Here is a 20142-nt window from a genome sequence, read left to right as displayed (position 1 = left end):
AAAGACGCACTGTCACCGAATCATTCCGTATGGTGCTCATCGGCTGTTCACTGGCCCAGCACCGCCTCCATCACGCTTTTCGCGATCGGCGCGGCCAGCTTGCCGCCGGCGATGTCGTCGCGGGGAATGTTCGCCGACTCGATCAGCACCGCGACCGCGACCTTCGGGTCGTCGGCCGGCGCGAACGCGGTGAACCAGGCGAACGGCGGGCGGTCCTTCGAGGTCTGCGCGGTGCCGGTCTTGCCGGCCACCTGGACGCCCTTGATCTGGCCCGGCTTGCCGGTGCCGTTGTTGACGACGTCCAGCATCATCGCGGTCAGCTGGGACGCGACCTCCGGGGTGACCGCCTGGTGCAGCGACTCCGGCTTGGTCTCCGAGACCGTCTTCAGGTCCGGGGTCTTCACGCTCTGGACCAGGTACGGCTTCATCACCTCGCCCTTGTTCGCGATCCCGGCCGCGACCATCGCCATCTGCAGCGGCGTGGCCTGCACGTCGAACTGGCCGATCGCGGACTGCGCGGTCTGCGGTTCGTTCGGGTCGGCCGGGAACTGGCTGGTGGCGACGGCCGGCAGCTCGGTCAGCGGCCGGGCACCGAACCCGAACTTCGCCGCCTGCTCGCGGAGCGCGTCCGCGCCGAGGGCCATGCCGACCGTACCGAACGCGGTGTTGCACGAGTAACGCAGCGCGACCGTCAGCGTCGCGCTGTTGCTGCCGCCGCAGTTCTTGCCGTCCTCGTTCACCAGCGGGACGGTGGTCTGCGGCAGTGGCAGCTCGGCCGGCGAGTTCACCTTGCTGTCCGGCGTGTACTTCCCGCTGGACAGCGCGGCGGCCGCGGTCACCAGCTTGAACGTCGACCCCGGCGGGTACAGCTCCTGCACCGCGCGGTTGGACATCGGTTTTTCCTTCGCCGCGTTCAGGTTCTTCCAGGCCGTACCGACCTTGTTGCTGTCGTGCGCGGCGAGCAGGTTCGGGTCGTACGACGGGCGGCTGGCCATCGCCAGGATCTTGCCGGTCTTCGGCTCGATCGCCACCACCGCGCCGATCTTGCCGGCCAGTCCGTTGTACGCCGCCTGCTGTGCCGCCGCGTTCAGCGTCAGCGTCACGCTGCCGCCCTGCTGCGGCCGGTTGCTGATCACGTCGATGATCCGCCGGAACGCCATCGACGGATCCGAGCCGTTCAGCTCGGAGTTCATCGTCAGCTCGATCCCGCCCCGGCCGTACAGGTACGAGTAGAAGCCGGTCACCGGCGCGTACACCGGACCGGACGGGTACGTGCGCTGGAACTTGAACCGGTCGTTGACCGGGTCGCTCTTCGCGATCGGCGTGTTGCCGATCAGGATCGGGCCGCGGTTCACCGAGAACTGCGAGTCCCGGACCCGGTTGTTGTCGTTGCGCCCGTTGATCTCGTTCGACCGGAAGGCCTGCAGGTACGTCGAGTTGGCCATCAGCGCGAGCATCAGGATCATCGCCGCGACGGCCAGTCGTCGGATCGCCGAATTCACTGCTTCTGCACCGCCATCGCGATCGTTTCGTCGGACACTGGAGCGGCCGGGGTCTGCGGCCGCCGGGCCTGGTCACTGATCCGGAGCAGCAGCGCGATGATCGCCCAGTTCGCGACCAGGGACGTACCACCGAGGGCCATGAACGGGGTGGCCAGACCGGTCAGCGGGATCAGGCCGGTGACGCCGCCGACGATCACGAACACCTGCAGCGCGAACGACATCGCCAGACCGGTCGCGACCAGCTTGCCGAAGATGTCCCGGCAGCCGAGCGCGGTGCGCAGGCCGCGTTCGATGATCAGGGTGAAGATCAGCAGGATCGCGATCAGCCCGGTCAGCCCGAGCTCCTCGGCGAACGAGGAGATGATCATGTCGCTGTTCGCGTACATCGTCGCCTCGGGGTGACCCTGGCCGAGGCCACGGCCGAGGACACCGCCCCAGGCCTGACCCATCAGGCCGAGCTTGATCTGGCCGCCGTCGATCGCCCACGGGTCCAGCCAGTCGGTGATCCGCCGGTGTACGTGGCCGAAGGTCATGTACGCGAAGTACGCGCCGCCGACGAATAGTACGCCGCCGATGATCAGCCAGCCGGCCCGTTCGGTCGCGACGTACAGCAGGAACAGGAACAGGCCGAAGAACAGCAGCGAGGAGCCGAGGTCGCTCTCGAACACCAGCACGCCCAGGCTGGCCAGCCAGGCGATCAGGATCGGCCCGAGGTCGCGGGCCCGGGGCAGGTCCAGCCCGAGGAAGCGGCGGCCGGCCAGGGTCAGTACGTCCCGTTTCACCACCAGGTAGCCGGCGAAGAAGATGACCAGGGCGACCTTGGCGAACTCACCGGGCTGGAACGACATCTTGCCGATGCGAATCCAGATCGGCGCGCCGTTGACGTTCGCGCCGAGCCCCGGGACGAGCGGCAGCACCAGCAGGACCAGACCGCCCAGACCGAGCGTGTACGTGAACGCCTGCAGCCGGCGGTGGTCCCGGACCACCAGGATGACCACCACGAACAGCACGATGCCGACCGCGGTCCAGGTGATCTGCTGCGAGGCCGCTGCCGCCTTCGGCATTTTGCCCCTCGCCTCGGCGACGATCGCCAGCCCGAGGTCGATCCGATGGATCATCGCGACACCGAGACCGTTCAGCAGCACCGCGCAGGGCAGCAGCACCGGGTCCGCGTACGGCGCCCGGTACCGCAGTACCAGGTGCGCGATCAGCGCGAGCAGACCGATCCCGGCCGCGTAGTACCCGGTGCTGGCCGGGACGGAGTTCTGCACGGTGATGCCGATGTTCACGTACGCGCCGACCGAGACGGCGATCGCGATCACGAGCAGCAGCAGCTCCACCCCGCGCCTAGTACGCGGGATGATCTGGATAACGGACGTCGACGCGATACTCATCGGACTCCGTCACAGTCTTCGGGGTTCACCGACGGGCCTGTCGGCGTCGAACTGGCCGTCGTCGGCGGTGAGGTGGACACCGGCGGCTTCGAGACCGGCGGCGTGGTCACCGCCGGGGTGGTCGCCTTCGCGGTCGGTTTCGCGCTCGGCTTCGGGGTCGGCTTCAGCTTGGCGCACTCGGCCGCGGTCTGCTGCAGCTGGGCCACGATCGACCGGGCGCCGGCCAGACTTTCGGCCTGGATGTCGCCCTCGACCTGCTGACGGCTGTACGTCGGCAGCTTGTCGACGAGCAGCTGCTGCCGCTCGTACACCGAGGACAGTGAAATGCCGGGGATCTCCGCGTCGACGCCCTTGTAGATCGCCACGTAGTCGCCGTCGGTGCCCACGTAGTACTGCTTCTGGGTCCAGCTGTAGCCGAACCAGGCGCCACCACCGAGCAGCGCGAGGACGACGACCAGGACCGTGATCCTCCGCAACCACGGGAACCGCTTGGGCGGGCGCGGCGCGTACCGCAACTCCTCCGGGTCGACCGAGGTCCCGTGACCGCCGCCGCCGGAGCCGTCGGGGCCGCCGGCACGGACAGCGGCCGTCGGCTCACCACGCCCGGTGCTGCCCTGGGCGAGCTCCGCGGCGGCGCCGACCAACTGCGGCGCGATCCCGCTGGCCGGCTCGGTCTCGACGACATCCGCGACCACGCAGGTCACGTTGTCGTTCGAACCCGCTTCCAGCGCGTGCGTGATCAGCTCGACCACGACCGAGTCCGGCGTACCGCTCGCCATCGACGCCGCGATCACATCGTTGCTGACGTAGTCGGGCAGGCCGTCGCTGCACAGCATCAGCCGGTCGCCGGCCTGGACGTCGAGCATCTCCAGGTCCGGGTCGGAGTCGGGGCGGCCGTCCAGCACCCGGAGGATCAGGTTCCGGTGCGGGTGACTGAAGGCCTCCTCCTGGGAGATCCGGCCCTCGTCGACCAGCGACTGGACGAAAGTGTGGTCGTGGCTGAGCTGGAACAGCTGCCCGTCGCGCATCCGGTACGCCCGGGAGTCGCCGAGGTGCGCCAGCCCGAGCTGCTTGCCGTCGAACATCAGCGCGGTCACGGTCGAACCCATGCCCTCGCGCTCGGGGTCCTCCTCGACCAGCTCCGAGAGCCGCTCGTTGGCCCGGTGCACGGCGCCGGCCAGTGCCTCGATCATGTCCTCGCCGCCGATGTCGGCGGTGTCCAGCCGCCGGATCACCTGGACCGCCGCCGCGCTGGCCACCTCACCGGCCGCGGCGCCGCCCATTCCGTCGGCGAGCAGCAGCAGGTGCGGACCGGCGTACGCCGAATCCTCGTTGTTGCGGCGCACGCGTCCGACGTCGGACAGTGTGGCGTAGTCGAGCGACAGGGTCATCGAGGCAGGCCTACTTCGCGATGTTCAGCGTCGTCCGGCCGATTCGGATCGAACCGCCGATCTCGGCCGGGACCGGGCGGGTGACCCGCTGGCCGTCAAGGTACGTGCCGTTGGTGGAGCCGAGATCCTCGACCCACCACTGGCCCTCGGACAGGAACAACCGGGCGTGCCGGGTGGACGAGTAGTCGTCGTCCAGCCGGATCTGGCAGTCCGACCCACGGCCGATGATCACCGGCTCGTCCGCCAGCGAGGCGCCGACACCGGCCTGCGGGCCGTCCGCGATCGTCACCGAGGCGGGCAGGCCCTTGCGCTTCTTCGCCGGTTTGGTGGGCTTCGGGGTCCGGGTGACGGCGGGCGCGGCCGGTGCCGCGGCCCGGCTGTCCACCTTCGCGCCGAACAGGTCGGACCTGATCACGGACAGCACCGCGAGGACGAACATCCACAACAGGGCCAGGAACCCCAGTTTGATCAGGGTCAGGGTCAGTTCCGACATGGAAGGTCAGTCACCACCCGCTGCTCGGCGGCTGGGCCATCGGCTCGTCCGCGAGACGCAGCGTCATGGTCGTGTTGCCGATCCGGACGGTCGAGCCGTCGACCAGCTCGGCCTCCGCGCTCCGGCGGCCGTTCACCAGCGTGCCGTTGGTCGAACCGAGGTCGACCAGCACCACCCGGATACCGCCCGGGCCCTCCGGCATCAGCCGGATCTCGGCATGCCGCCGGGACACGCCCGGGTCGTTGATCTGGATGTCCGCGTCGGTGCCCCGGCCGAGCACCACGCCCGGCGGGTTCACCGGCCGGCGGCGGCCGTTCACCTCCAGCATCACCTGGGGGTGGCCGCGGCGCGGCGAGGGCTGCTGCGGCTGGCGCGGAGGCGGGCTCTGCACGACCGGCTCGTTGGGCGGCACGTAGGGCTCCTGCTGGTAGGGCTGGGGCTCGGGCTGCTGATAGCCGGCCGGCCGCCGCTGGGGCGTACCGACCGTCTCACTGACCACCCGGAACTTACCGGTCGGCAGCTCCTCGTGCTGGACCAACTCGATGTCGATCGGCCCGGAGAAGGTGTACCGCTGGATGTCGGCGTGGTCGCGGAGCTCGTTCGCCAGCTCGTGGTTCAGGGTCCGGCCGTAGGCGTTCAGCCGCTCGAAATCGTCCGGACCGAGCTCGATGGTGAAGTGATTCGGCACCAGCCGCCGGTCCCTGGACAGGATCCGGGCAGTGTTGTCGATCTCACGCTTGAGTGCCGCGGCCAGCTCGATCGGCTCGACATCACCCTTGAAAGCGCGCGCGAAGACACCGCTCACAATGCCTTCCAGGCGTCGCTCGAAGCGCTGCAGCGGTCGCACGCCTCCTCCTCCACGGTCGGTACGCGGTACTCGGTCCATCACATCCACCGGTCGTGGCGGACACACCGGGTACGACGATCGATCGTATCGGGAGGTTCGACCCAACCCGCAATGTGAAGCTCCGGCGAAACCCGTGCTACTGTTTCTCCTCGTCGCCAGGACAGCATCTCAGGCGGCAGCGCGCGGGTGGCGGAATAGGCAGACGCGCACGGTTCAGGTCCGTGTGCCCGAAAGGGCGTGGGGGTTCAACTCCCCCCTCGCGCACAAGCAAGTCCCGGTCGACAACGACCGGGACTTTTGCGTTCCCCCCACATTTCCTCCTTTCGGATGAGATCGCCGGCGTTGGCCGGTGCTGGGCACCCTCTGTTACGATGGCGTCATCAACACCGGCCCCGCTGCTAGTCGATATCGGCTGCAAGGGCCGGTTTTCTTTTGGAGCGTCCGCCCGTGCCCGTCCCTTACACCAAGCCTCATCTGCGGTACGAGGACCAGCTGAAGCTCCTGCGCGGCCGCGGGCTGGAGATCGGGGACGAAGCCGCCGCGCTTCGCCTGCTGCAAGCCGTCGGTTACTACCGGTTGTCGGCGTACGTCTACCCGTTCCGCGAGCTGCTTCCGCCGGATCGGCAGGCCGTCGCCACCCCCGCGCACTACCGGTCCGAGACCATCGTGCCCGGCACGACCTTCGCGCAGATTGCGAGCCTCTGGCGGTTCGACCGGTTGCTGCGGTTGCTGGTGCTCGACGCCGTCGAGACCGTGGAGGTGGGCCTCCGGACGAAGATCGCGTACGTTCTCGGCGAACGGGATCCGTTCGGGCACCTGCGGGTGGCGTCGCTCGACGCGGCCGCCTGTAATCAGGCGCACTCCCGGGTTCGTGCCGTCGGCGAGACTCGGCACCAGGTCTGGCTACGCAACTACCAGCGGTCGGTTCGTGACGCGTCTCGCGAGGATTTCGTCCGCCACAATCTCCACAAGTACGACGAACTCCCGGTCTGGATCGCCGTCGAGCTCTTGACCTTCGGTGCGCTGGTGCGGCTGTTCAACCTGATGCGTCCGGAGGACCGGACGGTCATCGCCCGTGAACTGGGGATCAAAGGCGGCGGACTGGCGGGGAGCTGGCTGGAGGCGATCAACTACCTGCGGAACGTCGCCGCCCATCACGCCCGCCTCTGGAACCGGTCGATGACGTACAAGGTGCGGCGATTCAATCGACACCAGGTGGGGTCGGGGCTGGCGCATTTGGCGGGCACGGTTCCGACGGACAAGGTCTACTCGAGCCTCGCGATCACCGCGTACCTCCTGGGTTCGCTCGGATCGGACAGCAACTGGCCGGGTTCAGTGCTGGACCATGTCCGCCAGTTCCCGCTCGCGCCCGGTTTGTCGCCGATCGAGAGCATGGGATTCCCGGCGGCCTGGGACGGGCAACCTCTCTGGGCCGCCGTCGGTCGACCGGTGTAGGCAGTGTCCGGACTGGACCGGATTGGGTGGCTGGCCTGATGGGGGATGGGGTGGGTCAGCCGGACGGGTGACGTCTGGGGCGGGGGGTTGGTGACAGAGTTCGGGGTATGGGCGAAGCACTCGAGCTTGATGGGCTGACCAAGGTTTTCGGGGCGCAGCGGGCGGTTGACGGGTTGAGTTTGAGTGTTCCGGCGGGGTCGTTCTTCGGGATGCTGGGGCCGAACGGCGCCGGGAAGACGACGTCGCTGTCGATGGCGGTCGGGCTGTTGCGGCCGGACGCGGGGACGGCGCGGATCTTCGGCGCCGACGTCTGGCGGGAGCCGGCCAAGGCCAAGGCGCTGGTCGGCGTACTGCCGGACGGGCTCGGGATGCCGGAGCGGCTGACCGGCCGGGAGGTGCTGACCTATCTCGGCCTGTTGCGCGGGATTCCGGAAGCCGAGGTGAGGGCGCGGGCGGCCGAGCTGCTGGAGGTGCTGGAGCTCGATCACGAGGACGACAAGCAGGTGATCGGCTACTCGACCGGCATGCGGAAGAAGCTCGGGCTCGCGGTCGCGTTGCTGCACGCGCCGCGGCTGCTGGTGCTGGACGAGCCGTTCGAGGCGGTCGATCCGGTGTCGGCGGCAACCATCCGGACGATCCTGCACCGGTTCATCGCCGGTGGCGGGTCAGTGGTGATGTCCAGTCACGTGATGGCGCTGGTCGAGCAGCTCTGTGACCGGGTGGCGGTCGTCGCGGACGGAAAGGTAGTTGCCTCGGGCACCGTTTCGGAGGTACGCGCCGGCGGCAGCCTGGAGGACGCGTTCGTGGCGCTGGTCGGTGCCTCGACGAAGGGCGCGGAGGGGCTGACATGGCTCTCGCGCTGACGTACGAGACGTCGCGCACGCTGGTCCGGATGCGGCTGGCGTCGTTCCGGCACGCGTTGCGGGACCAGCTGCGCCGATCCTGGATCATCACCGGCGCGTTCATCGGCCTGGTACTCGCGGGTGGCACGATCTGGCTCGCCGCACGGGGCGAGCAGGACGTGCTGGTGGTCGTGCTCGCGCTCTGGATGCTCGGCTGGGTGGTCGGCCCGTTGTTCGCGGGCGGTGGCGACGAGACGCTCAAGCCGGAGTACTTCACGATGCTCCCGCTGTCGCCGCGCACGCTCTCCAGCGGTCTGCTGGTGGCGGCGCTCGCTGGTGTCGCGCCGGTGATCAGCCTGATCGCCCTGGTCAGTCTGGTGATCCTGGGTGGTCAGCTCAGCGTCGTTGCGGCACTGGTCGCGGTGCCGGCCTTGCTGCTGCAGCTGTTCTGCTTCGTCCTGGCGTCCCGGCTGGCCGTGGCGGTGTACGGCGTGCTGCTCCAGGCGCGTGCCGGTGCGGTGATCGCGGCGCTGGTCAACGCGTTCATCCTCGCCTTCGCCGCGCAGGGGTGGGCGTTGATCGCGGCGTTCGTTTCGACCGACGTACAAGGCACGATCGCGAAGGCGGCCCGGTTCGCGCCGTCTGGTTGGGGTTTCACGGCGGTGGAGGCGGCCGGACGCGGCGACTGGCTCCAGCTCCTCGCCGCGCTTGCTGGGCTCGCGGTGCTCGCCTTGGTGATGCTGCTGGTCTGGTCAGCCCTGCTGGTACGCCGGACAACAGCCAACCGGGCAGGTCGTACCCCCAGGCGACAGCTGACTGCAAGCACCGCGGAGGGCGCCGCCGCCGCGAAGGAACTGCGCTCCTGGACCAGAGACCTGCTGTACGGACACCGGGCCGTGTTCGCGATCGCCTACGGGCTGTTCTTCTGTCTGATGCCACTGGCGATCGGACTGAAGTCAATGCTCCCGTGGGCCGGCCCCGCGGCAGTGATCATGGCCGGCTCGATGAGCTGCAACCTGTACGGCGCGGACGGCACGGCGCTGTGGACGACCGTGATGACGCCTGGCGCGAGCCGTCCGGATGTACGCGCCAGGCAGCGCGCGTTCTTGCTGGCGTTCGGCCCGGTGACGCTGGCGATCACCGTGGTACTCACCTGGTGGTCGGGCGTCGCCAGTGCGTGGCCGCTCGTACTGAGCGTGCTGCCCGCGCTGCTCGGTGGTGCGGCCGGTCTGATCGTCGCGTGCTCGGTGTACTCCGCCGTACCGACAACTGACGCGCACAAGCGATCCGGGAACCCGCTCAACACGGGTGAGAACGAGGGCGAAACGATGGGCATCGTCTACGTGATGCTGATCGCCGTGGCGACCTCCTGTGCCCCGGCACTGATCGTCGCGCTCTACACCGGCTGGTGGGGCGTACCGGTCGGGCTACTGTCCGGCGCGCTGTTCTGGTGGTACTTCGGCCGGGTCACCGCCCGGCGTCTCGAGCAGAAGGGTCCTGAGCTCCTCACCCTGCTCAGGCATGGCAGATCGCCCGCGGAGCAGGCCAAGAAGACTGCAGGGCTCGATGCGTTGCCCAAGTGGCGGCGCACCCTGGCCGGCTTCTGCCTGGGGTTCGGCGCGATCCCGTTGATCCCACAGTCGGTTGTGCCGCTGGTCATCAAGCTCACCGGCAGCAACAGCAGCAAGTCCTGGTTCCTGGCCCTCTACCAGGAGGGCGCGTGGCAGTGGGTGGTGATCGTACTGATGGGCGCGCTCGGCCTGTCCATGTACGCGTTCGGCGGACTCACTTACTACTACGCGAGGAAGCACGCTCCGGGTGCGTCTGTCGCGGTAGGCGCAGCGTAGGCGAGCCGCGGTGCCGGGCGTTCGGGGCGACGGTGCGGGCGATGGTGCGGTGGTTGCGCAGCATCCAGATGGCAACCGCGGCCGCGGCAATCAGTCCGGCGATGCCGGCGTAGTCGGTGACGCTCATCATTGGTTCTCTCTCCCGGGGCGGTGGGCCGTTCGGTGGCCGTGCGGTGGGTGCGGCGGCGAGTTCCGCTGACGTTCGGTCGGGAAAGTGACGGGTCCTCAGCCTTGCCGTGATGGCTGATTGGTGCCGTGGCTGATCAGTGCCAGTTGGAAAGCGCTCGCTTCCTGATCGGTAAGGCTGTTAGGTGGTGCCCGGAGGTGGGGCGGATGCAGGACGGTTCGTTGCTCGACGCGCGCGAGGAGCAGACCTATCGGCTGCTGGTCGGCCTGTCCGCCGCGCGGGCCGCCGAGCTCGCCGAGGTGGCCGAGCTGGCGCCGCACGAGGCCGCCGAGGTGCTGCAGCGGTTGCAGGCGAAGGGGCTGGTCACGGTCCAGCCGGCCGACGAGCCGGTGTTCCGGCCGCTGCCGCCGGACGTCGCTCTGGGGACCACGCTGCTGCGCCGGCAGGAGTCGCTGGAGGCCGCCCGGAAGACGGTCGCCGCGCTCAGCGAGGAGTTCCGGGCCAGCGCGAGCCGTCGCGACGCGCACCACCTGGTCGAGGTGATCGTCGGCGCCACCACGCTCCGCGAGCGGCTCCGCGACCTGCAGAACGCGGCCCGCGAGGAGATCCTCTGGTTCTGCCGGGCGAACCCGATGGCGATGAAAGGTGCCGAGAACACCGAGGAGTACGGCGCCCTGTCGCGCGGCGTCCGGTACCGGGCGATCTACGAGCGCGCGCTGGTCGAGACACCCGGTGAGCTGGACTCGATCGCCGAAGGAGTCAGCTGGGGCGAAGAGGCGCGGGTACTGCCGACGCTGCCGGTACGGATCGCGATCGTCGACCGGTCCACAGCGATCTGCCCGCTGGTCCGCGATGACGAGCCGGAGCTCGGTGAACCGTCCGCGGCGATCATCAGCCGTGGTCAGCTGCTTGACGCGCTGCTGGCGCTGTTCGAGAGCTACTGGGAAGCGGCGACACCAGTGCGGCTCCAGCCGGACCAGACGCAGACAGTGGATGGGCTGGACGACTCGGAGCGGTTGTTGCTGTCCCTGCTGGTGGCTGGGGTTCCGGACAAGTCCATAGCCACCCAGCTGGGCATCAGTCGGCGTACGGTGCAACGGCGGCTGGACCGGCTGATGGCCATGGCCGGCGTGGACACCCGGACCGGACTCTCCTTTCAAGCTGCCAAACGCAACTGGCTGTAAGTGGGCCGGCGCCGGAGCGCCGGCCCACAGAGATCAGCGAACGCCGTACGCGCGGATCACCGTCTGGGTGATGCTTGCGCTACCGCTCTTCGCCGTCACCTTCAGCGAGACCGTGTCGTGCGCGTTGGGTACTACAGCCACGTAGTGCCCCAGTGCACCGACCACAGCCAGCCGCTTCCAGGTCTTGCCTTCGTCGAACGACGCCCAGGCCTGCAGTGAGCTCGCACGAGGCGATTCGAAGCCGACAACATGCGTACGCGTGCTGACCCGGCCAGTCAGATCAACCGGCACCTTGTAGTCGACCTGCTGCAGTGCCAGCGGTACCGCCTTGTCATCCGGCTGTTTGGCTGACCGGAACTCCCAGGAGGTGTCCGTGCGCGTACCCCAGTTCCACTCCCCTTCGCTGTCGATGCGTTCGGTCGACAGATCCAGCTTGTACGCCGCGTCGCCGCTGGACGTGATCACGTCCGCCCAGCCGTTCGGCAGCTCCGCGACGACCTTGCCGTCGCGGGACAGCTTCGCCGACGACGAGGTGGTCTCGCCGCGGGTGTAGTGCCCGGACGCGTCGACGAAGTTCGGGATCCGGAGCGACAGCCGGTCACCGGTACGAGTGGACGGTATGCCAGGCGCGGCGGCCGGACGGACCACCGGCGCGAACCACGTCTCGTCCGACTTACCGGATCGGTAGCTGGTGGGCACGGACGTCATGCCACCGTTCAGCGGGTTCATCGTGTCCCACGTGTACAAGTGGTGCACCCGGTGCTGCCAGAGCGAGTCGCCAGAGGTCACCCACTCCTCACGGACCTTCGGAGTCTCGACGAACCGCTGGGAGTCGTTCCATGAGTACTCCTGCCACGGACGCCAGCCGAAGCGCTGCTCCTTCGCCCAGTTGAAGCCACCGTTGTCCGCGTACCGGGTGGTGATGCGCTGGCTGTTCGCTGCCGTCACCTTGTAGTTGATCTTCGGCGGGATGAACCCGGTGGAGACCTGCTGTACGTCGTACAAGTACGGGCTGGAGGTCGTCAGGGTCAGATCGATCGACGTCTTGCCGCGCCGGACCCGATCGGTCAGCTTCTGGCCGTCCTTGAACGTGGTGACCATCGCCGGAATCGGCTCCCGGTCACCGATCGGTCGCCAGACCGTCCACGCGGTCCAGTCGGCCGGGCGGACCAGGATGACCGCCGCGGCACCGGCATCGGCTGCTGCCTTGATCTGCTCCTCTTCGCTGTCGGAGTCCAGTACGACGACCGCGCCCTTCGCCTGCTGCAGCGAGGTGACGAGCGGGAACCGCTTCTTACCTTCGTACGACGGCGACCGGTGCAGCAGATTGATGTCCAGCGGACCGGACACTCCCGGAATCGACGCCTGCACCATCGGCGCGACCAGCTGCCAGCGGGACGAGAACTCGAAGCTGCCGTCCTTGACCGGCTTGGTCGGCGTCACGTTGACCTGCTGGACCGTGCTGAAGTGCATCACACCGTGACTGATCGAGCGGCCGTTGCCGTACACGCGGTGCACGTAGTAGCTCAGCACTGCCTGCTGCTCGGAGGGTTTCGGCGTCTCGATGCTGATCGGCACCGCCTTGCGGGCGTCGATGACGATCTCGGTGTCCTTGGTGATCTGGACGTTCGGATCGGTGAACAGGCTGGCCTGCTCGTCCTGCGGATCGTTGTGCTCCACCAGCGAGTGGAGCAGGTACGTACCCTCCTCCACCTCGGCGGTGTACGAAGAGCCGTTCCGGATCCAGGCGAGTACGTCGGAACGTGAGTTGTCGCCGTACAACGAGACGACCGGTGAGCCGGTGGGCTTGCCGTCCAGACTGACTGCCCGGAGCGTCACCTTGTGCATTGGGCCGGACCGGAGCGCGCCGACGGCGGTGTGTGTGACGACACCATCGGGGCCGGTGGCAACGATCCAGCCGCTGTACTGGCCGCGGCCGAGTTTCGCCGGGTCCAGCGACAGGGCGACGTCGGCGGCGCCGTTGGCCGGGACCGTGACGGTCGCGGGCAGACCGAAGCCGGTGGCCGGCTTCTTGTCATCCAGGTTCGTGACCTGGACGGACAGGTTCAGCGTGATCGCGTTGCCGGAGTCGTTCCGGTAGGTGATGGTCCGCGTACCCGCCTCGGCGGTCTGCGTACCGAAGTCGGCGACGCCGCTGGCCGTCACCTTCTGAGCAACCGCGCGAGTCAGGTCGACGCGGCCCGCACCCTGCGCGTACACGGTCTGGTCCGGCTGTGTCTTCGCGGTACTGACCAGCGCGTTCTTCAGCTGGTCGGCCTTCCAGTCCGGGTGCTGCTGCGCGAGCAGGACGGCAGCGCCGGCCACGTGCGGCGCGGCCATCGACGTACCGGACGCGGCGGTGTAGAGCTGGTCGACCGGGTCACCCATGTCCGTGCCGGACGCGCGGGCCGCGATGATGCCCACGCCCGGCGCGGTGATCTCCGGCTTCAGCCCGGAGTCGCCGAGGCGCGGGCCGCGGCTGGAGAAGTCGGCGAGCTTGTCCTCGCGGTCCACCGCTCCGACCGTCAGGGCCGACGCCGCGGCACCTGGCGTACCGACCGACTCGTCCTGGCCTTCATTGCCGGCCGAGACGACGAACAAGGTGCCGGTCTGGGCGGTGATGTCGTTCACCGCCTGGCTGAGCGGGTCGGTGCCGTCGGTCGCCTCACCGCCGAGGCTCATGTTGACCACCTTGGCGCCTTCGGCGGCGGCCCACTCCATCCCGGCGATGATCCAGGAGTCGTAGCCGTAACCGTCGTCGCCGAGCACCTTGCCGACCAGCAGGTCAGCCTTCGGCGCGACGCCCTTGCGAGTACCGCCGGCTCCCGCGCCAGTACCGGCGATCGTCGCGGCGACGTGGGTGCCGTGACCGAAGTGGTCCTCGGTGCCGCTCGGGCTGCCGGAGAAGTCCTGACTCTCCTTGACCTTGCCGGTCAGGTCCGGGTGGGTCGCGTCCACGCCGGTGTCGAGGACGGCGACCTCGACGCCCGTGCCCTCGTACCCGGCCTTCCACGCGTCCGGCGCGCCGATCTGCGGCACGCTCTTGTCCAGTACCGGGCGGATCTTCCCGTCCAGCCAGATCTTGCTGATGCCGCTGCTCAGCGCGCTGACGCCGGAGCTGGGCTGCAGCGACTTCCACAGCTGCGGCAGCTGGTCCTTCGCCGCGTCGACGGCCCGGCCGTTGATGGACGGGAGCTGGCGGGTGGTCGTCGTGCCCGCGAGGGCCTGGGCGCTGTGTACGCCGGGGGTGTCCTTGACGATCAGCGGGAGTTGCCGGGCGGCCGAGTCGCCGTACCCGTCCGCGATCAGCTCGTCGACGTCGAACAGGTTCACGTCCAGGACACCGGTGGAGATGTACGGCACGGCGTCGCTCGGCAGCACCCGGAGGCCGCCGTCGGCCTCGACGGTGTGGAACGACACCCCTTCGCGGCCGGCGGCCGGGCGGACAGTGGCGGCCTTCTTGCCGCCGCCCGCGTCGGTCACCTCGACGACATCTCCGGTGATCAGCGTGACCACGGACGTCGCGCTGGTGCCGAGGCTGCCGGCCGGTGGCCGGGGTGGTGGCGCCGCGGCGGACGGGATCACCGTCGCCGCGCCGAGAGCAAGCACCGCCGCGGTGGTGAGCGCGACGATACGACTGGGGGAGGACATAGGCGGATTCTCCTTCGACCGGCTGGGGCAAGCCTTTCGAGAGAGTTTGCAATCCCGTCACGGGATTACCCCTTGTCCATCGCTGCCGTCCCTGGGACATGGCGCAACCGCGCCATACTGAGGGACAGTCCAGCCGCGGAGGCGCCCATGACTCAGCAAGTTCTGCGTAGGTGGGGTTGGATCGGCACATTCCTGATCGGCGGGGGTCTGTATCTCGCCGTCCTGGTCGTGCTGACCGACACCGGGAATCCGAATCTGTTCCCGACGATGATCCTGCTCGGCGCGCTGGTGGTCCCGCTGACGTTCGTGACGTTCGCGGCCGGGCGGTCCGGGCGGTGGCTGATCGACGGGCCGACGCTCGGCGGGTGCCTGCTGTTCGGCGGCGTGGTCGGGGTGGTCGTCGCGGGCCTGCTCGAGTACGACGCGATGCGCGGGCTCGGTACGTTGCCGATGCTCGGGGTCGGGCTGATCGAGGAGGCCGCCAAGCTGGTCGTACCGGCTGTCCTGGTGGTGTTCTTCGGACACCGCTACCGGATGTCGGTCGGGCGCGGGATCGTGATCGGGATCGCGGTCGGCACCGGGTTCGCGGTGCTCGAGACGATGGGGTACGCGTTCGTCGCGCTGCTCCAGTCGGGTGGAAACGTGGGTGCGGCCGAGCAGACGCTGTTCATCCGCGGTCTGCTCTCGCCGGCCGGGCATGCGGCCTGGACCGGTTTGACTTGTTGGGGTCTGTGGCGGTTCGTGATGCGGCCGACCGGCAAGCGATTCGCCGGTTTCCTCGGCATGTACGCCCTCGCCGTCGCCCTGCACACCACCTGGGACGGCATCGGCGGCCGGGTCACGTACGCGGTGGTCGGTGCGATCTCGATCGGTCTGTTGCTGATCGGCCTGAAACGCGCGCAACGCGTGGAGGTGGGCCAGGCCTGAACCGCTGTGCTGTCAAGCATCGGTCTGGAGGCTGAGATGGCTCGAACGACCCATGGACATTGCGTGCCGGAGTGAGTACGGTCCGTAAACGGCGTCCGCACCACGCCAGCTCGGTCGGTGAGGTGCTGCCCGCCAGTGGCACCTCGCTGGTGGGTGGGCAGAGCAGGCTGTGGCGACGCGTCATGGCCTGATGGGGGCCCATCCACCCAGGTGGGGCGATGAACGACACTCACTCGTTCACCGCCCCACCGGCTCAACTCTCCGCGCTCAACTCCCCGCGCTCAACTCTCCGGGCTCGACTCTTCACGCGGTGTTCGCGATCCGGATGTTCGTCGGCCCGGCTTGCTGGGCAGACTGACCACAGTCCGGTCCCCAACCGCCCCTGGGAGTACCCGTGTCCCGATTCCTCCGTCCCGCGTTGCTTGTCACCGTGGTGCTCGCGCTGCTCGGCTTCGGCAGCACGCCGTCCAGCGCCGCCACGTCCATCACGGTCGCCACCGCGATCGGCCGCCAGGACAGCTCCACCGCGTCCGTCACCGGGTACGTGGTCGGTCAGCCGACCGCCACCAGCACGGTTGTCCGCGGCAACTTCCCGAACGACTACGCGCTGGCGCTCGCCGATTCGGCCACCCAGACGAGTACGTCGTCGATGCTGTACGTGCAGATCCCAACCGCCTTCCGCGCGGCGTACGGGCTGCAGAGCAATCCTGGTCTGCTCGGCAAGCAGATCACCGTCACCGGCACGCTGGCCGCGTACTTCACGCACCCTGGGCTGAAGAACGCGACTGCCTTCACCGGCGGCGGAGGCAGTACGGACCCCGGTGATCCTGGCGACTACTACGCCGGTGCCGCGGGGAAGACCGGTGCGGAGTTGAAGGCCGCGCTGCACACGATCATCTCGCAGCAGACCAAGCTCACGTACGACCAGGTGTGGGACGCGCTGAAGGTCACCGACCAGGACCCGAACAACAGCAACAACGTGATCGAGATCTACTCCGGCCGCTCGATCCCGAAGAGCAGCCAGGGCGGTGGCGTCGACGACTGGAACCGCGAGCACGTCTGGGCCAAGTCACACGGCGACTTCGGTACGGCGACCGGCCCGGGTACCGACGTACACCATCTCCGGCCCGAGGACGTGTCGGTCAACTCGGCCCGCGGCAACCTCGACTTCGACAACGGCGGTACGGCGGTTGCCCAGTGCACCGGTTGCACCGCGGACGCGGACTCGTTCGCGCCACGCCCGGCCGTCCGCGGCGACGTCGCCCGGATGATCTTCTACATGGCCGTCCGGTACGAGGGCGGCGACGGCTTCGCGAACCTGGAACTGAACAACTCGGTCGGCAACGGCACCGCCCCGTACATCGGGAAACTGTCGGTACTGAAGGCCTGGGCCGCGGGCGACCCGCCGGACGCGTTCGAGAAGAACCGCAACGAGGTCATCTACTCCCAGTTCCAGCACAACCGGAACCCGTTCATCGACCACCCGGAGTGGATCAACTCCATCTGGCCCTAACCCCACCCCGACTCTAACCCCACCCCGGCCCCTGCCCCACCCGCCGGCCGGTCGCCATTTCAGGGGTGAACCCCTGAGCCTGCCCCTTCACCTCCCGCATGCGGGAGGTGAAGGGGCAGGTTGCGAGGTTAACCACCCAAATGACGGTGAGCGGGACGGCGGGGGTTAGCGGTTGGGTTGGAGGTTGGCGGGGATGGCGTGGTGGGTTGGGCGGCGGTCGGTTGGGCGGGTGGTGGCCGGCTGGGGGGTGTGCGGTACGCCGTGCTGGGCCGCCGCCGGCCGGGTGGCGGTGGGGTGCGCGATGCCTGTCTGGGCGGTGTTGACGCCGAGGCGGGTCTGGACCCAGTCGCGGAACCCGGGGTCGGCGACGCGGATCTGGTGACCGGTGCGGGTCAGCAGGCCGCGCGACACCAGCTTCTGGGTCGCCTCGTCCAGTGACCACCGGTCCGGCGTCTCGGACCGGGCCGGAATCTCGATCCCGCGCGCACCGTGGGACGCGGTCCTGGCCAGGACCTGCTTCTCGGCCGGCGAGCAGTTGTGCCAGGCCGCGTTGTACAGCGCCTGGGACTGCGCGTTCAGCTTCGCGGTCGCGGCGGCGGCGACGTCCACGGTGATACCGACGCCGGGGTCGGCCAGCTCGAGTGCCGCGCCGGCCAGCGTCCGCAGCCGGGTCGGAATACCGTTCGCGGCCTCGATCAAGGAGTCCACCGCCGCGGCTTCGTACTTGATCCCGGCCTGCTCCAGCGGAAAGGTGAGTGCCTCCCGGAGCTGGTCCGGACTCAGCGGCTGCAGCCGCCGGACGTCGAACTCGGCAACTTCGTTGGTTTCCTTGCCGTTGCGCCCACCGGAGGCCTCGAGCAGCCGGGAGGTCGCCTCCTCACCGCCGGCCGCGATCAGGAACATCGGCTGCCGCTGCTCCCTCAGGTGCGAGGACAACTCGGTGAGCGCGATCAGGTCGTCCTTCGAGGCGGCGTCCAGGTTGTCGACCATCATCAGGATCGGCTTCCCCTCCGGACCGGCCATCGCGCCGAACTGCGCGGCCACCTCGTTCAGCGTCGTCCCCACCGAGTCCTTGGTGACGCCTTCCCAGGCGGTGTGCACGCCGACCTTCGGACCGGGAGACATGCCGAACCGGACCTGGGCGGTGTTCATCGAGTTCCTGGTCCGGACCGCCAGCCGGTTCAGCAGCGCCTTCAGGTCCTTCACCTGGCCACTCGGGAAACGCTGCTTGATCGCGTCCATCTCGCCGCGGACGGCGCGGATCACCCGGGCCTCCAGCGACTCCCGCCGGGACGCGTCCAGCCGGATCGTGATCCAGCCCTGCCGGTCGGCCAGCGCCTTGGTCCGGGTCAGCTCCTGGCTGGTCCCCATGCCGGGCGGGCCGGTGAAGAGGACCGACGTACCGCGCGGCAGCCGCTGGTCGAGCGAGATGGGCCGGCCGCTCTGGTCGACCCGGTCGACCTGGCGGACGAGGCTCCGGGAGGTACCGAACACCTGGTTCACCAGCGCCCGGTCGCCGGTCGGGTGCGCCGGCGCGAGCGCGGGCTGCCCGCGGAGCTGTTCCAGCCGGCCGGGCTCGACGTCCAGCACCGGTGTCTGCCCGAGGTACTCGTTCAGCCAGTCCTGGAATCCCTCGTCGGGGATCGTGACGTACTGGCCGGGATGGTCGCGGAGCAGGCCCCGCGCCACCAGTTGCTGCCGGGCCTCGTCGATCGCGGGCCACCGGTCGTCGCCGGCCGCCGCCATGTCGGCCGGCATGTACAGCCCGTTCGGTCCCTGGGCCGCGACCCGGGCGAGCAGATCCTTCTGCTCGTGGCTGGTGGTCTTCTGATTCCACGCGCCCTGGTACCACTCCGCGGCGTCGGCGTAGACCCCGAGGGTCGCCATGGTGCCGGCGGTGCCGGTGATACCGAGCACCGGATCACGGAAGCCAAGGGCGGCCTCGCTGAGCATCCGGAGCCGGGCCGGGTCGCCGTTGGCTGCCTTGAGCAACCGCTCGACGGTGCTGAACTGGAACGGGATTCCGGCCGCGATCAACGGCTCGGTCAACGCCGGCCGGAGCTCGTCCGCGGTGAGCGGCCCGAGCTCGCGGATGTCGAACTGGTTGCTGATCGTGGTCGCGATCCCGGACATCCGCCGGGATGCGGTCATCAACGCGCTGGTCGACATCGAGCCACCGGCCGCGACCAGCCAGACCGGGCGGTGCATCACCTCGATGTGGATGGCCAGCTCGTTCAGCCCGGCCTGGTCGTCCTCGGTCGCCCGGTCGACGTTGTCGATCAGCAGCAGGATCGGCTTGCCGTCCTCCTCGGACAGTGCCGCGAGCTTGTCGGCGAAGTCGTTCAGCGTGGTGCCGAGGTTGTCGTACGCGGTGGTGTCCTTCTCCCGCTTGGCGACGAACTCGACCGGAATGATGCCGCCGCCGAGCCGCCCTTCCCAGCCCATCCGGGTGTTCCGGCCGCTGTGCGTCAGGTCCTGGACCGTGGTGGCGAGATCGCGGACCGCGCTGCCCTTGTAGCGGGACCGGAGCAGGTCGAGGTTCGCCCGGACCGCGGCGGTGAGCTGGTGCTCGATCGGGCGGACGGCGGACGCGTTCAGCCGGATCGCGGTCCAGCCCTGCCGCTGGGCCAGGTCCTCGGCCTGGTTCAGCTCCGTCGTCTTTCCCATCCCTGGCGGGCCGGTGTAAAGGATTGCCCGGCTCTCGGGCAGCGTCTCGCCGAGCGAGATCGGAGTACCGAGCCGATCGACCCGGCGGATGAAATACGCCGGGTGCCGGACCGTACCGAAGACCTGGCTCATTGGTCCAGGGTGCGGACCGTAGCCGTCGCCGACACGGGCTGTACATGGCCGGCCGGTTAACAGTCGGGTCCTGACAGTTGAATCGGCCGCTCGCAACTGGTCTATTCGGCGCGGCCCGATCGCGCAGACTTGGGGTGGAATGCTTGGCGGCGCCGGGTGCCGCTGTCACT

Annotated in this window: 13 protein-coding genes and 1 tRNA gene; 7 read left to right on the top strand and 7 right to left on the bottom strand. The window is 68.9% G+C overall.

All coding sequences use genetic code 11. The features are described from left to right. Positions 1 to 47 precede the first annotated feature (47 nt). From HDA44_RS25910 to HDA44_RS25890, 5 genes are read right to left on the bottom strand one after another with little or no spacing between them, the layout of a single operon-like run. Positions 48 to 1502, bottom strand: a complete 1455-nt coding sequence (locus HDA44_RS25910) for a peptidoglycan D,D-transpeptidase FtsI family protein (protein WP_184838728.1) — start codon at positions 1500 to 1502, stop codon at positions 48 to 50. Next, the gene (locus tag HDA44_RS25905; RefSeq protein WP_184838726.1) at positions 1499 to 2896 is read right to left on the bottom strand and encodes an FtsW/RodA/SpoVE family cell cycle protein; all 1398 of its coding nucleotides are present in this window, start codon (positions 2894 to 2896) and stop codon (positions 1499 to 1501) included. The genes HDA44_RS25910 and HDA44_RS25905 overlap by 4 nt, the downstream gene beginning before the upstream one ends. Then, positions 2893 to 4287, bottom strand: a complete 1395-nt coding sequence (locus tag HDA44_RS25900; protein WP_184838724.1) for a protein phosphatase 2C domain-containing protein — start codon at positions 4285 to 4287, stop codon at positions 2893 to 2895. Before HDA44_RS25900 ends, HDA44_RS25905 begins: the two co-directional genes overlap by 4 nt. A gap of 10 nt (positions 4288 to 4297) precedes the next feature. After that, on the bottom strand, positions 4298 to 4780 hold the full coding sequence (locus HDA44_RS25895; protein WP_184838722.1) for an FHA domain-containing protein FhaB/FipA: 483 nt from the start codon (positions 4778 to 4780) through the stop codon (positions 4298 to 4300). A gap of 10 nt (positions 4781 to 4790) precedes the next feature. Further along, complete coding sequence (locus HDA44_RS25890; RefSeq protein ID WP_184838721.1) at positions 4791 to 5627, bottom strand: FhaA domain-containing protein; 837 nt, start codon at positions 5625 to 5627, stop codon at positions 4791 to 4793. A gap of 180 nt (positions 5628 to 5807) precedes the next feature. On the opposite strand from HDA44_RS25890, the gene HDA44_RS25885 reads away from it, so the two are divergent. The 5 genes from HDA44_RS25885 to HDA44_RS25865 all read left to right on the top strand — a co-directional run bounded on the left by HDA44_RS25885 (position 5808) and on the right by HDA44_RS25865 (position 11082). Next, positions 5808 to 5891, top strand: a tRNA-Leu gene (locus tag HDA44_RS25885). Between the two features lie 183 nt (positions 5892 to 6074). Next, positions 6075 to 7082: an Abi family protein gene (locus tag HDA44_RS25880; RefSeq protein ID WP_184838719.1), complete on the top strand. Its 1008-nt coding sequence runs from the start codon at positions 6075 to 6077 to the stop codon at positions 7080 to 7082. Between the two features lie 107 nt (positions 7083 to 7189). After that, entirely contained in the window at positions 7190 to 7945 is a 756-nt protein-coding gene (locus HDA44_RS25875) for an ABC transporter ATP-binding protein (protein ID WP_184838717.1), read from the top strand. Further along, positions 7930 to 9771, top strand: coding sequence for a hypothetical protein (locus tag HDA44_RS25870; protein ID WP_184838715.1), 1842 nt, complete (start codon positions 7930 to 7932; stop codon positions 9769 to 9771). The genes HDA44_RS25875 and HDA44_RS25870 overlap by 16 nt, the downstream gene beginning before the upstream one ends. A gap of 333 nt (positions 9772 to 10104) precedes the next feature. Continuing rightward, positions 10105 to 11082: a helix-turn-helix domain-containing protein gene (locus HDA44_RS25865; protein WP_184838713.1), complete on the top strand. Its 978-nt coding sequence runs from the start codon at positions 10105 to 10107 to the stop codon at positions 11080 to 11082. A gap of 33 nt (positions 11083 to 11115) precedes the next feature. Here HDA44_RS25865 and HDA44_RS25860 read toward each other — a convergent pair whose 3' ends face one another. Then, the gene (locus HDA44_RS25860; RefSeq protein ID WP_184838711.1) at positions 11116 to 14733 is read right to left on the bottom strand and encodes a S8 family peptidase; all 3618 of its coding nucleotides are present in this window, start codon (positions 14731 to 14733) and stop codon (positions 11116 to 11118) included. A 147-nt stretch (positions 14734 to 14880) separates the two neighbouring features. Here HDA44_RS25860 and HDA44_RS25855 point away from each other — a divergent pair, with 147 nt between their 5' ends. Next, entirely contained in the window at positions 14881 to 15660 is a 780-nt protein-coding gene (locus HDA44_RS25855) for a PrsW family intramembrane metalloprotease (protein WP_184838709.1), read from the top strand. Positions 15661 to 16054: 394 nt separating this feature from the next. Further along, a complete protein-coding gene (locus HDA44_RS25850) occupies positions 16055 to 17173 on the top strand; it encodes an endonuclease (protein ID WP_319044795.1) in 1119 nt (372 codons plus the stop codon). Between the two features lie 165 nt (positions 17174 to 17338). Here the strand turns inward: HDA44_RS25850 and HDA44_RS25845 are convergent, their stop codons facing one another. Beyond that, the gene (locus HDA44_RS25845) at positions 17339 to 19972 is read right to left on the bottom strand and encodes an ATP-binding protein (RefSeq protein ID WP_184838707.1); all 2634 of its coding nucleotides are present in this window, start codon (positions 19970 to 19972) and stop codon (positions 17339 to 17341) included. Between the last annotated feature and the right edge of the window lie 170 nt (positions 19973 to 20142).

This window comes from Kribbella solani (genome assembly GCF_014205295.1).
Taxonomy (GTDB): Bacteria; Actinomycetota; Actinomycetes; order Propionibacteriales; family Kribbellaceae; genus Kribbella; species Kribbella solani.
The sequence above is the reverse complement of the archived record's forward strand: the minus strand, read 5'-3'. Positions and strand labels throughout refer to the sequence as shown.